Below are 14,135 nucleotides of genomic sequence, written 5' to 3'. Positions count from 1 at the left end.
GAGTCTGCGGCGCGCGGCGTCACGGTTCGAGACGCAGCCGCGCCGAAAGTCGCACGGAGCTACGCTGCCTCAGCCAATGCGCGCGCTTGTCGTGACGAACATGTATCCATCGCCGGCACGACCGGCACTCGGGCGCTTCGTCCACGACCAGGTCGAGGCGCTGCGCAGGATCGAGGGTGTCGAGGTCGAGCTGTTCGCGTTCCCGCCCGGCCTGCGCTCCTACCCGCGCGCCGCGCGCGAGCTCCGCCGCCGTTTCCGCGACGAGCGCTTCGACGTCGTGCACGCGCACTTCGGGCTGACCGCGTGGCCCGCCCTCGCCGTGCGCGGCGCGCCGCACGTCGTCACGTTCCACGGCACCGACCTCGCCCACCCGCGCTCCGGCCGACTGAGTCGCGCCGTCGTACCGCTGATGTCGCTCGCCGCGACGGTCTCGGCGTCGCTCGCGAGCCTGCTGCCGGGCGCGGGGACGAGCCGGCGCGTCGCGGTGCTGCCGTGCGGCGTCGACCTGACGCGCTTCCGCCCGCTCCCCCGCGCCGAGGCGCGCGCTCGCCTCGGCCTCGACCCCCGCGGCCGCTTCCTGCTGTTCCCCGCTGCCGCCGCGCGGTCGGAGAAGCGGGTCGACCGCGCCCGTGAGATCGCGGGCGACGCGACCCTCCTGACGCTCGAGAACGTCCCGCCCGACGACGTCCCGCTGTGGGTCAACGCGGCGAACGCGGTGCTGATCCCGTCAGAGCGCGAGGGCTTCGGGCTCGCCGTCCTGGAGGCGCTCGCGTGCGACGTGCCGGTGCTGGCGACGCCGGTCGGCATCGCTCCGCTCGCGCTCGAGGGGATCGCGGGCGCGCACTGCGCGCCGTTCGACGCCGCCGGCTGGCGCGCGGCGCTCGCGCCCCACCTCGCCGAGGACGACCCGCGGATCGCGGGACGGGCCCGGGCGGGCCTCTTCTCGGCCGACCGGATGGCCCGCCGCGTGGCCGTCTCCTGGCAGGCCCTCGCGACCGAGGCGGCGAGAGCCGAGGGAGGCCGTGGGTATACTCGCCGCCTTGGTGCCGCACCCGTTGCACGACGCGGCACCCACTGATCGATGAGCGGCCTGTTCCAACGCATCGCACGCCGTCGCGCCGGTGAATCCGACGAGACGAGCGCGCCCAACGCGGCCGACCACGTCGGCGCGGACGCCCCCGCGCAGGGCGCAGATCCCGCCGCCGAGGCGCCGACCCGGTACATCGGGGCGCCGGCGCCCGAGAGCCCCGCGGACGGCCCGTCGCCGGTGCCGCCGGAGGTGGCCGCGCAGTCGACCGAGCTGTTCGCGCCGGTCGAGGAGCAGCCGACGGTCGCGCAGCCGCCCGTGTCCGAGCAGCCGGCACAAGCCGACGCGACGCCGAGCTGGATGACGCCGGGGCCGGCGGGCGGGAGCGCGCTGAGCGCCGCCGCCGCGGGCGCCGCGCCGCAGAGCGTCGGCGACGCGGAGGCCGCGGGCGTGACGCCTGCCGCGGGCGAGCCGGCGCCCGTCGCGCCAGGCGACGCCACGGGCGGAGTCGTGCCGGGCGACGCCGCGGGCGGAGCCGGACCGGCCGACGCCACAGGTGGAGCCGCGTCCGAAGGTGCTGCGAGTGAGGCCGCGAACGGCGACGCCACAACCGGCGAGGCAGCAGCAGCCCCCACACCGGAGCGCAAGCCCGGCTTCCGCGAGCGCGGGCGGATGCGCCGGCGCCTGCGCTACCTGCGCAGAGTGCGCGAGCTGCAGGTGCGCGACCTCGGCGGCCTCGCGTTCGACCTGCGCCGCTTCGAGCGCAAGCGCGACGACCTCGTCGCCCAGAAGATCGACCAGATCCGCGCGTGCGACGACGAGCTGAGGTCGCTGGAGGAGACGCTCGCGGAGCGCCGCGACATCCGCGACGTGCGCGCGCCCGGGATCGGCGGCACCTGCCCGCGCTGCTTCTCGCTCTACGGCAGCAACGACCGCTTCTGCGCGCACTGCGGCGCCGCGCTCGGCGGGCTCGCGCAGGGTCCCGCGCAGGTCGCCGCCCCGCCGCCTCAGCCTGCCCCGGCAGCGCCCGCGGCCCCAGCGCCGCCCGCAGCTCAGGCGCCCGCGGCTCCGGCCGCCCCGCCGGCTCCGCCCGCGGGCGCGCCGCACGAGCCCACTCCGCCGCAGTGAACGCGACGCGGCCGTCGCCCACGACGCCCGGCGCATTCCTCTGCCCGCGCTGCGGCAACGCGCTGCGCGACGACCAGGCGTGGTGCATGGAGTGCGGGATGGCGGCGCGCACGCGCGTCGACCCGCCGCCGAACTGGAAGCTGCCGATCGCGGCGACGCTCGTCGCGCTCGTGCTCGCCGCAGCAGCGATCGCCTACACGCTCGTCGTGCTGCTCGACGAGGAGCAGCCGCCGCCGAGACCGGCGACCGTGACCGTGCCGGCGCCCGCGGCGACGCCGCCGGCCGACCCAGCGGCCACGCCCGGCGCCGCGACCCCGCCGGCCGGCACGCCGGGGGCGGCCACGCCGGGGGCGGCCACGCCGGGAGCGGCGACGCCTGGAGCGGCGACCACGCCCGGCGCCGCAACGCCGCCGGCCGGCACGCCGGGGGCGGCCACGCCTGGGGCAGCCACGCCGCCGGACTCCGCCGCGCCGCCGGTCACGACGCCGGCGCCCGACACGGGCAGATCCGGCGCCAGCTCCGACGGCAGAACGCTGACGCTGCCCGGCGGGATCACGGTCCCGCTCAGATAGCGCCGGCTCAGGCGGCCAGCGCCGCCTCAGACGGTCAGCGCCGCCTCAGACGGTCAGAGCGCCGCGTCAGACGGTCAGCGCCGCGTCAGACGGTCAACGCCGGCCAGCGCGCGGCCAGCCGTTCGAGCGCCGCGCGCGACTCCGGCGCGACCGGCACGTCTTCGACCGCTGGCGGCGGCTCCGGAGCGCTCAGCACGTCGAGCGTCGCGGCGGTCGAGGCGGCCAGCGCACCGAGGTCGTAGCCGCCCTCCAGCACGCCGCCGACCGGCACCTCCAGCTCCGCCGCGAGCCGGCGGATCGTGCCCGTCATCGCGGCGAAGCCGCCCTCGCTCAGCCGCACGCCGGCGAGCGGGTCGTCGCGGTGGGCGTCGAAGCCGGCCGACAGCAGGATCAGGCGCGGCTCGTATGCACGCGCGAGCGGCACGACGACGTGCTCCAGCAGTGACGCGTACGTCGCGTCGCCGGTGCCGGCGGCGACCGGCACGTTGACCGTGTAGCCGGTTCCTCTGCCGCTGCCGACGTCGCCGACGGGACCCGTTCCGGGGTAGAGCGGCGACTCGTGCAGCGAGACGAACAGGACCTCGTCGGTCGCGTGGAAGATGTCGTTGGTGCCGTTGCCGTGGTGGACGTCCCAGTCGAGCACGAGCACCCGCTCGGCGCCGTGCGCGTCGAGCGCGTGCCGCGCGGCGACGGCGACGTTGCCGAACAGGCAGAAGCCCATCGCGCGCGCCGCCTCGGCGTGGTGGCCGGGCGGCCGCAGCGCGCTGAAACCCGTCCGCGCGCCGCCGCCCAGCAGCAGGTCGACGAGCCGGACCGCGCCGCCGGCCGCGCGCAGCGCCGCCTCGTAGGAACCTTCGACGACGACGGTGTCGGCATCGATCGCGCCACCGCCGGCGGCGCACAGCTCGTCGATCGCGCGGATGTAGCGGACCGGGTGGACCGCGGCGAGCGTGGACTCCTGCACGATCGGGGCCTCCAGGCGCTCCAGCCCGAGCCAACCGCGGCGCTCCAGCTCCTGCTCGATCGCGATGATCCGCGCCGCCCGCTCGGGGTGCGCGCCAGTGTCGTGCGCGAGCGACGAGGGGTGCGAGAGGTAGACCGCGGGCTCCATGCGAGTACGGTACTGGCCTCCTCGCATGGAACGACCCGTCACGATCGAGGCCGACCTCGCCGTCGTAGGTGCAGGAGGAGCCGGGCTCTACACAGCCCTCACCGCGGCCGCCGCCGGGGCGCGCGTCGCGTTGATCTCGGCGACGCCGCTGGCGGAATCGTCCAGCTACTGGGCGCAGGGCGGGCTCGCCGCCGCGCTGGCGATCGACGACAGCCCTGGGCGTCATCTGGAGGACACGATCGTGACCGGCCGCGGCACCGTGCGCCGCAGCGCGGCCGAGGTGCTGACCGAGGAGGCGCCGGCGATCGTGCGCGACCTCGAACGGCTTGGGGTCCACTTCGACGTCGACCGCCACGGGCGCATGTCGCTCGGGCTCGAAGGCGGCCACTCGGTCCGCCGGATCGTGCACGCCGGCGGCTCCGCGACCGGCCGCCGCGTCTCGCGGCAGCTGTCGGCGCTCGCCGCCGAGCACGCGCGGATCGACGTGATGGAGGGCTGCCGCGCGACGGCCGTGCTGACGCACGACGGACGCGCCGCGGGCGTGCGCCTGCACGACGGCCGCCTGGTGCTCGCACGCGCGGTCGTGCTCGCGACCGGTGGCGCCGCCGCGATGTGGGCGCGCTCGACGAATCCGGTCGGCTCGACCGGCAGCGGGATGCTGCTGGCGGAGCGCGCGGGCGCTGCGCTTGCCGACCTGGAGATGGTCCAGTTCCACCCGACCGCGGTCGCGGGCGTCGACGGCGCTGACAGCTTCCTCGTGACCGAGGCCGTGCGCGGCGAGGGCGCGCTGCTGCTCGACGCCGACGGCGAGCGCTTCGTCGACGAACTGTCGCCGCGCGACGAGGTCGCGCGCGCGGTCGCGCGCAAGATGCTGGAGACGGGCGCGCCGTCGGTCGGGCTCGACATGCGCGCGGTCGACCCGGCGCTGTTCCCCAACGTCGTGTCGGTCCTGCGCAGAGCGGGCCTCGACCCGGCGAGAGATCTGATCCCGGTCGCGCCGGCAGCGCACTACATGATGGGCGGGATCGCGACCGACCTCGACGGGCGCGCGACGCTGCCGGCGCTCTACGCCGTCGGCGAGTGCGCGTGCACCGGGCTGCACGGCGCGAACCGGCTCGCCTCCAACTCGCTCAGCGAGTGCTTCGTCTTCGGCCGCCGCGCGGCGCTCGCCGCGCTGGACGAGCCGGCGTTGACGGCCGTGCCGGAGCCGCCCCCGGGCAGCCCGCCGCCGAGACTGACGGCCGCCAGCCGCGAGGCGCTGTGGCGCGACGCGGGCATCGAGCGGGACGCCGAGGGCCTGAGCGGGCTGCTGCACGACGACCATCCGCTCGTGCGGCTGCTGGCCGCCAGCGCGCTCGCGCGCGAGGAGAGTCGCGGCGCCCACCAGCGGCGCGATTTCCCGATGTTGGACCCCGCGCTCGACGGCAACCACACCGTCGTCGCCCACGACGCCGCGCCGGCGCTCGTGTTCTGGCGCTGACATCTCCCTCCACAGCAGCAGACGAACGATCACGTTCAGTGTCGTCTTTCTGACCGCACGTCAAGCGAACGCAAACGTTTCGACTTAACGTGCGGTTAATAGATCCGTGGCCTGAGCTTCACAAGCCGGCGAGATACTGCGGTCGCCATCTGGGAGCACGGCACGGGGATCGAGAAGGAGAGAACAGCCGTCATGTATCGCTTCAGCCGGGCGATCTACCGCGAGCTTGCGAGCGAGATCGTCGAGGGCCCGACCACTGCGGGCACCATCAACAACCACGAACGTGTGCTGAAGGCATGCGAGAGCGCGATCGAGCGCCTCGCTACCGACCGGCACTACTTCGCGCGACCGTCGCGGTCGCTGTTCCACGACATCCGGCCGTACTTCCCGATGTCGGCGCAGGCGCGGATATACCACGTGATCGAGCGCTACATCGCGTGCGCGGACGAGTTCCTCTCACGCCAGCCGATGACGGGCTACGACCTCGCCGGCAACCCGCTTCAATGCCGCGCCACCACCCGCAAGGGCACAGCCTGTCAGCGGATGCCGCTGCCGCACAACGGCTACTGCCCGTCGCACCAGCACCTCGCCGAGACCGAAGAGATCGCCGAGCGCGAAGCCGCGCTGGCCGCGGCCGCCTAGGAGTTCGTCCTAGCGCGCCGCATCCGGGCCGGCCGCGGCGCGGCCGGCCCGACACGCAGCCGCCGGGCGGGATAGCGTCCGGCGCATGCTGCTGGGAGTCGACGTCGGAGGGACCTTCACGGACGCCGTCCTGTTCGGGGACGGCGTGCTCGTGACGGCGAAGTCGCCGACCACGCCCGAGGACCAGTCGCTCGGCGTGATGGCCGCCGTCGCGGCCGTCCTCGACCGTGCCAGCCGCGCGCCCGCCGACGTCACCGCCTTCGCGCACGGCATGACCGTCGCGACGAACGCGCTGCTGGAAGGGAGAGCGGCGCGAACCGCGCTCGTCGCGACCGAGGGCTTCAGCGACCTCGTCGCGCTCGGCCGCCAGGCGCGCGCCGACCTCTACCGCCTCTGCGCCGCGCACCCCGCGCCGCTCGTGCCCGACGAGCGCCGGTTCGGCGCATCCGAGCGGATGACGCCCGACGGTCCGCTGCGCCCGCTCACCGTGACGGACGCGCGCCGGCTGGCGGACACGGTCGCCGCCTCCGAGCCTGAGGCCGTCGCCGTCGTCCTGCTGCACGCCTATCGCCATCCCGAGCACGAGCGCACGCTCGGCGACGCGCTCGCCGCCGCGCTGCCCAGCGCCCACGTCTCGCTCTCGCACGAGGTCGTCGGCACCTTCCGCGAATACGAGCGCGCGGCGACGACGGAGATCGACGCCGCGCTCTCGCCGCTCGTCGGCCGCTACCTGCGCCGGCTCGCCGAGCGCGCTCGCGCGGCCGGGCTGCCGGAGCCATCGATCATGCAGTCCAACGGCGGCCTGATCGACCTCGACGCGGCCGCGTCGCACGCCGCCTGGACCGTCCTCTCCGGTCCGGCCGGCGGCGCCGAGGGGGCGGCGTTCGCGGCCGACGCGGCGGGTGTCGAGCGCGCGCTCTGCTTCGACATGGGCGGCACCTCGTGCGATGTCTGCGTCGTCCACGACGGCGCGGTCGCCGAGAGCGGCGCGGGCGAGATCGCCGGCCGCCCGATCGCGCTGCCGACGCTCGACGTCCACACCGTCGGCGCAGGCGGCGGCTCGATCGCCTGGCGCGACGCGGGCGGCGCGCTGCGCGTCGGCCCGCGCTCCGCGGGCGCCGTGCCGGGACCGGCGTGCTACGGCCGCGGCGGCAGCGAGCCGACCGTCACCGACGCGAACCTGCTGCTCGGCTACCTGCCGCCCGACGCGCCGCTGGCCGGCGACGTCGCGCTCGACCTCGCCGCCGCCGAGCGCGCGGTCGGCGGACTCGCGCACGAGCTGGGGATCGACCCGCTCGCCTGCGCGGAGGGGATCGTGCGCGTCGCGAACGCCGAGATGACGCGAGCGCTGCGCGTCGTGACGGTCGAGCGCGGGATCGACCCGCGCGACCACGCGCTCGTCGCGTTCGGCGGCGCCGGCCCGCTGCACGCCGTCGCGATCGCCGAGGAGCTGGGGATCGACCACGTGATCGCGCCGCGCGCCTCCGGCGTGCTCGCCGCGCTCGGGCTCGTCGTCGCGCCGCGCCGGCGCGACGCGCAGCGCAGCGTGCTGCGCTCAGGCGCCGAGCTGAGCGCGGAGGCGGTCGCGCGCGACGTCGCGGAGCTGGCGGCCGCGGCGCGCGGCGCGCTCGGCGCGCCGGCGGCGGAAGTCGCCGCGACGTACGCGCTGCGCTACCGCGGGCAGGCGTTCGAGCTGGCGGTCGACGGTCCGCCCGCGCCGGCGGTCGCGCTGCTGCGCGAGGCGTTCGAGCGCGCGCACGAGGAGCGCTACGGCTACCGCGACGCCGAGCAGGAGGTCGAGCTGGTGACGATCCGCGTGCGCGCGATCGTGCCGAGCGAGGCGGCGGCGGAGCTGCCGGCACCGGCCGTCGGCGCGCCGCCCGTTCCCGCCCGCCGCCGCGCGCGTCTCGACGGCCGCGAGCAGGAGCTGACGGTGTGGCGCGGCGCGCTCGAACCAGAGCTCGCCGTCACCGGGCCGGCGGTCTGCGAGCTGCCGGAGTCGACGCTGCTGGTGCCAGCCGGCTGGGCGGGGACGGTGACCGCGAGCGGGGCCGTGGAGCTGCGGCGGGAGCGCGCCGGTGGAAGCGGCGCGGCGGGCGGCGGCGCGTGAGCCCCGCGCTCGATCCGGTCCAGCTGCAGGTCGTCGTCGGCGCGCTGCGCGCGACCTGCGAGGAGATGGGCGCGGTGCTGATCCGCTCGGCCCACTCGGCGAACATCAAGGAGCGGCGCGACGCCTCGACCGCGCTGTTCGACCCGGCCGGCGACATGGTGATGCAGGCCGAGCACATCCCGGTCCATCTCGGCGCGATGCCGGCGGCGGTCGCGGCGGTGCTGGGCGAAGATCACCGTCCCGGCCGCGCGTGGGTCCTGAACGACCCCTACGCGGGCGGCACGCACCTGCCCGACATCACGGTCGTGACGCCCGTCTTCGAGCACGAGGACGGCGGCGCGCTGCTCGGCTTCGCCGCCAACCGGGCCCACCACGCCGACGTCGGCGGCCCGACGCCCGGCTCGATGCCGGCCGACAGCCGTACGCTCGCCGAGGAGGGCGTCGTGATCTCGCCGCAGCCGCTCGACGAGGCGGCGGTCGAGCGGCTCGCCGCGCGGATGCGCCAGCCGGCACAGCGGCGCGCCGACCTGCGCGCGCAGCTGGCCGCGAACCGCGCGGGCGCGCTGCGGCTCGCCGAGCTGGCGCGGCGGACCGGCGTCGCGACGCTGCGAGCGGCGATGGCCGAGGTGCTCGACTACGCCGAGCGACGGGCGCGCGCGTGCATCGCCGCGCTGCCCGACGGCGTCCGCACCGCGACCGACGTGCTCGAAGGCGCCGACGGCGACCTCGAGCTGACGCTGACCGCGACGGTGGCGGGCGACCGTCTGCTGCTCGACTTCAGCGGCAGCGCTGGCCAGCACGACGGCAACCTCAACTGCCCGCTCGCCGTCACCCGCTCCGCCTGCTACTTCGCCGTGCGCGTGCTGACCGATCCCGACATCCCGCCGAGCGCCGGCGCCTACCGGCCGATCGAGGTGCGCGCGCCGGAGGGCTCGCTGCTCAACGCGCGCCCGCCCGCGGCCGTGGTCGCCGGCAACGTCGAGACCTCCTCACGCGTCGCCGACCTCGTGCTCGCCGCCTTCGGGCGCGCGCTCGGCCAGGGCACGATGAACAACCTCACGCTCGGCAACGACGACTTCACGTACTACGAGACGCTCGGCGGCGGGCAGGGCGCCTGCCCCGGCGCCGACGGTCCGAGTGCCGTCCACGTCGCGATGTCGAACACGCTCAACACGCCAGTCGAGGCGCTCGAGCTGGAGTTCCCGCTGCGCGTGCGCGAGTACGCGCTGCGACGCGGCTCAGGCGGTGCCGGCGCGCATCGCGGCGGCGACGGGATCGTGCGCGAGCTGGAGGCGCTCGCACCGATGACGTGGTCGCTGATCACCGAGCGCCGCCGTCACGCGCCGCCAGGCGCGGATGGCGGGGAGCCGGGCGCGCCGGGTCGCAACCTGCTCGACGGCCAGCCGGTCGCGGCGAAGGCGCGCGGCGAGCTGGCGCCGGGAGCGCGGCTGCGGATAGAGACGCCAGGCGGCGGAGGCGACGGAATCCAGAGCAACGGGGAAAATGTCAGACAAAAGCGCGCGAAAAGCCCGTGAACGGGTCGTGAAAAAGCGCTAATTTGCAGGGGAATTTTGGAATTCCAAGGGTCTCCCCTAGAATGGAGATCCCGCCGCGAAATGTTGCATCTTCGCGCAAACGGGCATATACGCATCCTCTCCCCTCCCCCGGAACTATGCCGATTGCTTTCAAAGAATGGGCCGTGACCGTGCGTGCGCTCGCCGAAGGCGAGCAGTTGATCACCTTGCGCAAGGGCGGCATCCGTGAATCCGAGAAGCACTTCAAGCTCGACCACGAGCGCTTCTTCCTGTACCCGACGTTCGATCATCAGCGGCGCGATCTCGTTCGCGAGTCGCATCAGCCGGAGATGACGCGCGCGCTCGAAGAGGGCGTCTGGCCCGAAGGCGAGCCGCCCCCGCACGCGCTGACGCGCGACGGCGAGATACCGCAGCCCGACCGCGTGAGGATTCGTGCGTGGGCCGAGGTCGCCGACCACTGGACGATCACCGATCGCCGCTCGGTCGACGCGCTGTCGCCGTTCTACGTGTGGACGCCCGACTACGCGGAGAAGCGTCTCGCGTGGAAGCGCCGTCATCCGCTGCACGTGGTGCTGCTGCGCACCTACCGCATCCCCCGTCCAGTCACGGTCAAGGTCCGCGACGACTACGGCGGATGTCGCTCCTGGCTGGAGATCACCCGCGACCTTCCGTTCGAGGGCACGCCGGTTCTCTCCGACGACGAGTTCGAGCGCGCCTCCGAGGAGATCCGCTCGATCGTCTCCGGCCGCGTTCCCGCGCTGGCCTAGCCCCATATGGCACGTCGCGGCGACGCGCCGGCCGCCGGCATCGACATGGTTTTCGGCGGCCGGCGCGTCCTCGCGATCGGCATCGGCGGCGGCGGTGACGTCGTCGGTGCGCTCGCCGTCGCCGAATGCGCCCGCGCGCTCGGCGGCGAGGCCGTCGTCGGCGGCGTCTCCTGGGAGCGCCGCCCGATCGACCCGCTGCCCGGCCCCCGCCGCCTCGACGAGGTGCGCGGCGCCGAGCAGATCCACCCCGCGGTCGCGCTCGCCGGTCCCGACACGACCGGCCCCGGCGGCTTCCACTTCGCCGAGTCGCACATGGCCCGCCTGCTCGGGGAACCGGTCGTGCTCATCGACCCCAATCCCGGCCCGGCCGCCGTCGCCGACGGCCTGCGCGTCGCCGCGCAGCGCCTCTCCTGCGACGTCGTCGTGCTCGCCGACGTCGGCGGAGACGTGCTCGCGCACGGCCACGAGCCAGGGCTCGCGAGCCCGCTCTGCGACGCCGTCATCCTCGCGGCGGCACCGCTGCTGGAACCCCACGTGCGGACCGTCGGCGCGCTGTTCGGCGCCGGCTGCGACGCAGAGCTGACGCCTGCCGAGGTGCTCGAGCGGATCGCCGAGGTCTCCGCCGCCGGCGGGCTGCTCGGCGCATGGGGACTGACACCGCCAGCCGTCGAGCGGCTCGCCGCGGCGGTCGAGGCGGTGCCGACCGAGGCGAGCGCACAGGCCGTCGCGTGCGCGCGCGGCGCGTTCGGCCCGATCCCGATCCGTCAGGGCCGCCGCACGGTCGAGCGCACGCCCGTCGGTGCGCTCACCTTCTACTTCGAACCGGCCGCGGCGATCGCGTCCGCCGCCCGCTGCGCCGCAGCGGTGCTCGGCGCGGACGACATGCTCGCGGCGCAGGCGCAGCTGAGCGCGGCCGGGATCCGCACCGAGCTCGACTACGAACGCGACGCCGCCGCGGGCCTGGTGTGATGCGCCGGCCGCGCCTCGCCGCATTCGCCGCGCTGCTGCTGGCGGCGGGCGGGGCGGGCGCGACGGGCGGCGGCAGCGCGCTCGCGGCGCCGCCCGTGCCGGCGCCGTACGGCCACGACGACCCCGGCGGCTTCCGCGACATCCTGCCGCCCGGCACCAACGGCGCGGCGAACACCGCGCAGCTGACCCGCTTCCTGGGCAGCGGGGTGCGGCCGCCGCACAACGACGACCAGCTCGGCCCCTACGCCGACCTCGTGCGTACACCGCTGCCGCTCGGCGACGGCGACCTCGACCGGCTCTTCAAGGACGCGACGTTCGGCGTCAGAGCGGACGACGTCGAGCGCACCTACAGCCCGCGCGACGACGTCACGATCGTGCGCGACAGAGCGTTCGGCGTCCCTCGCGTCTACGGCGCGACGCGCGCCGGCACGATGTTCGGCGCCGGCTGGGTCGCCGCCGAGGACCGCCTCTTCTTCATCGACGTGCTGCGCCACCTCGGCCGCGCGCAGCTCGCCGCGTTCGCCGGCGGCTCGCCCGGCAACGTCGCGATGGACCGCGAGCAGTGGCGCGCGGCTCCCTATGCGGAAGCCGACCTGACGGCCCAGCTCGCCGCGCTGCCGCGCCGCTACGGCGCGTCCGGCCGCTCGTTGCTGGCCGACGTCGACGCGTACACGGCGGGCGTCAACGCGTACATCGCCGCGGCGCGCGCCGACCCGGCGAAGATGCCGGGCGAGTACCTCTTCAGCGGCCACCCGGAAGGCCCCGCACCGTGGCGGCGCGAGGACGCCGTCGCGATCGCCTCGCTCGTCGGCGCGACGTTCGGCAACGGCGGCGGCGGCGAGCTGGACGAGGCGCTGCTGCTGCAGGGCTTCGAGCGCCGCTTCGGCGCCCGGCTCGGCAGACGGCTGTGGAGCGACTGGCGCAGCGCCGAGGACCCCGAGGCGCCGACGACCGTCCGCGGCCGCAGCTTCCCCTACGACGCCCCGCCGCGCAGACCGGCGCGCGGCAGCCTCGCGCTGCCCGACCGCGGGAGCGTCGTGGGCGCGAGCGGCGCGAGGGCGGCGAGCGGCAGCGGCCGCGAGGCGCTCGCGGCGGCGGCGGGCGCAGGCGGCGCGGCGGCGGGCGACGGCAAGGCGGGCGCAGGCGGCGCGGCGGCGGGCGGCGAGGCGCTGCCCGGCCTCCTCGCCCCCTTCCCCGGCGTCGCCTCCAACGCGCTGCTCGTCGCCGGCAGCGCGTCGCGCTCCGGCCGCCCGCTCGCCGTCTTCGGGCCGCAGGTCGGCTACTTCTCGCCGCAGATCCTGATGGAGCAGGAGCTGCACGGACCGGGGATCGACGCGCGCGGCGCCGCGTTCGCCGGGGTCAACATGTACGTCCAGCTCGGCCGCGGCCGCGACTACAGCTGGAGCGCGACGTCGGCCGGTCAGGACATCATCGACACGTACGCCGTCCCGCTCTGCGATCCGCGCGGCGGCAGGCCCGGCCTCCGCGGCGACCACTACCGGCTCGGCGGCCGCTGCCTGCGGATGGAGACGCTGACGCGCCGCGACGCGTGGACGCCGAGCGCCGCGGACCAGACGCCGGCCGGCGCGATCGTGCTGCGAGCGCAGCGCACGCGGCTCGGCATCGTCGTCGCGCGCGCGACGATCGGCGGCAGACCGGTCGCCTACGTCGAGCGGCGCTCGACCTACATGCGCGAGCTCGACTCCGCGCGCGGCTTCGCCGCGTTCAACATGCCCGGCCGGATCCGCGACGCGCGCGGCTTCCAGCGCGCGGCGGCGCTCGTCGACTACACGTTCAACTGGTTCTACGCCGACGACCGCGACGTCGCCTACTTCAACTCCGGCGCGAACCCCGTCCGCCCCGCGGGCGTCGACGGCAACCTGCCGACCGCCGCGGACTTCGGCTGGAAGCGGATCGGGACGCCGTTCGCGCAGCATCCGCAGGCGCTCAACCAGCGGGTCCTGACGAGCTGGAACAACAAGCAGGCGCCCGGCTTCGCCGCAGCCGCGCCGCAGACGTTCACCTCCATCTACCGCTCGCAGCTGCTCGACGACGCGATCTCCGAGCGGATGCGCGGCGGGCGCAGGCTGACGCTGCCCGACCTCGCGAGCGCGATGGCGAGCGCCGCGACCGTCGACCTGCGCGGCGCGAAGGTGCTGCCGTGGGCGCTGCGCGCGCTCGGCACGCCGCGCGACCCGCAGCTCGAACGCGCCGTCGGCCTGCTGAACGCGTGGGTGCGCGACGGCGCGCACCGCCGGGCGCCGAGAGCCGGCGGCCCCTACGCGCACGCCGAGGCGATCCGGATCATCGACGCGTGGTGGCCGCTGTGGCTGACCGCGCAGTTCGAGCCGCGGCTCGGCAGAGCCCTCTACGCGCAGCTGCGGGCGGAGATCCCGCAGGACGACCCGCCCGTCGGCCGCGGCCGCGAGCACCACGGCTCGGCCTACCAGACCGGCTGGTACGGCTACGCGCAGAAGGATCTCCGCAGCGTGCTCGGCGCGCCGGTGCGCGGGCGCTACGCACGCGAGTACTGCGGCGGCGGCTCGCCGAGACGCTGCCGCGACGTGCTCGGCAGATCGCTGCGCGCCGCGCTGCGCGTGCCAGCCGCGACCGTCTACCGCGACCCGTTCTGCGCCAGACGCGGCGAGGCCGGCTCGCAGACGTGCTTCGACTCGATCGCGTTCCGCGCGCTCGGCGGCATCACGCAGCCGCCGATCCCCTGGATGAACCGCCCGACCTACCAGCAGGTCGTCGAGGTGCGCGGCCACCGGCCGCGCTGACATCATTCGCTGAC

Annotated in this window: 11 protein-coding genes; 10 read left to right on the top strand and 1 reads right to left on the bottom strand. The window is 75.7% G+C overall.

The annotated features are described in order from the left end of the window. The first annotated feature begins 76 nt into the window (after nucleotides 1-76). The 3 genes from CWOE_RS30510 to CWOE_RS09280 are packed head-to-tail and all read left to right on the top strand — an operon-like array spanning nucleotide 77 to nucleotide 2,727. Nucleotides 77-1,078 carry a glycosyltransferase gene (locus tag CWOE_RS30510; RefSeq protein ID WP_012933340.1) on the top strand — a complete coding sequence of 334 codons (1,002 nt, stop codon included), beginning with the start codon at nucleotides 77-79 and terminating at the stop codon, nucleotides 1,076-1,078. 3 nt (nucleotides 1,079-1,081) lie between these two features. After that, on the top strand, nucleotides 1,082-2,155 hold the full coding sequence (locus CWOE_RS09285; protein ID WP_012933339.1) for a hypothetical protein: 1,074 nt from the start codon (nucleotides 1,082-1,084) through the stop codon (nucleotides 2,153-2,155). Then, nucleotides 2,152-2,727: a hypothetical protein gene (locus tag CWOE_RS09280; RefSeq protein WP_012933338.1), complete on the top strand. Its 576-nt coding sequence runs from the start codon at nucleotides 2,152-2,154 to the stop codon at nucleotides 2,725-2,727. The genes CWOE_RS09285 and CWOE_RS09280 overlap by 4 nt, the downstream gene beginning before the upstream one ends. Nucleotides 2,728-2,812: 85 nt before the next feature. On the opposite strand, the gene CWOE_RS09275 is transcribed toward CWOE_RS09280, so the two are convergent. Next, entirely contained in the window at nucleotides 2,813-3,838 is a 1,026-nt protein-coding gene (locus CWOE_RS09275) for a histone deacetylase family protein (RefSeq protein WP_012933337.1), read from the bottom strand. A gap of 25 nt (nucleotides 3,839-3,863) precedes the next feature. Between CWOE_RS09275 and CWOE_RS09270 the strand changes: the two genes are divergently transcribed. The 7 genes from CWOE_RS09270 to CWOE_RS09240 all read left to right on the top strand — a co-directional run bounded on the left by CWOE_RS09270 (nucleotide 3,864) and on the right by CWOE_RS09240 (nucleotide 14,121). Continuing rightward, nucleotides 3,864-5,318: an L-aspartate oxidase gene (locus CWOE_RS09270; protein ID WP_012933336.1), complete on the top strand. Its 1,455-nt coding sequence runs from the start codon at nucleotides 3,864-3,866 to the stop codon at nucleotides 5,316-5,318. 192 nt (nucleotides 5,319-5,510) lie between these two features. Next, on the top strand, nucleotides 5,511-5,960 hold the full coding sequence (locus CWOE_RS09265) for a hypothetical protein (RefSeq protein ID WP_012933335.1): 450 nt from the start codon (nucleotides 5,511-5,513) through the stop codon (nucleotides 5,958-5,960). Between the two features lie 85 nt (nucleotides 5,961-6,045). Continuing rightward, a complete protein-coding gene (locus tag CWOE_RS09260) occupies nucleotides 6,046-8,070 on the top strand; it encodes a hydantoinase/oxoprolinase family protein (protein WP_012933334.1) in 2,025 nt (674 codons plus the stop codon). Beyond that, a complete protein-coding gene (locus tag CWOE_RS09255) occupies nucleotides 8,067-9,605 on the top strand; it encodes a hydantoinase B/oxoprolinase family protein (protein ID WP_012933333.1) in 1,539 nt (512 codons plus the stop codon). Before CWOE_RS09260 ends, CWOE_RS09255 begins: the two co-directional genes overlap by 4 nt. 62 nt (nucleotides 9,606-9,667) lie before the next feature. Continuing rightward, a complete protein-coding gene (locus CWOE_RS09250) occupies nucleotides 9,668-10,372 on the top strand; it encodes a DUF1802 family protein (RefSeq protein ID WP_236262259.1) in 705 nt (234 codons plus the stop codon). Between the two features lie 6 nt (nucleotides 10,373-10,378). Next, nucleotides 10,379-11,341 carry a DUF1152 domain-containing protein gene (locus tag CWOE_RS09245; protein ID WP_012933331.1) on the top strand — a complete coding sequence of 321 codons (963 nt, stop codon included), beginning with the start codon at nucleotides 10,379-10,381 and terminating at the stop codon, nucleotides 11,339-11,341. Then, the gene (locus CWOE_RS09240; protein WP_012933330.1) at nucleotides 11,341-14,121 is read left to right on the top strand and encodes a penicillin acylase family protein; all 2,781 of its coding nucleotides are present in this window, start codon (nucleotides 11,341-11,343) and stop codon (nucleotides 14,119-14,121) included. The genes CWOE_RS09245 and CWOE_RS09240 overlap by 1 nt, the downstream gene beginning before the upstream one ends. Nucleotides 14,122-14,135 lie beyond the last annotated feature (14 nt).

Origin of the sequence: Conexibacter woesei DSM 14684 (assembly GCF_000025265.1) — a bacterium.
Taxonomy (GTDB): Bacteria; Actinomycetota; Thermoleophilia; order Solirubrobacterales; family Solirubrobacteraceae; genus Conexibacter; species Conexibacter woesei.
Note: the sequence above shows the minus strand (reverse complement) of the source record. Positions and strands in the feature narration are given on the sequence as shown.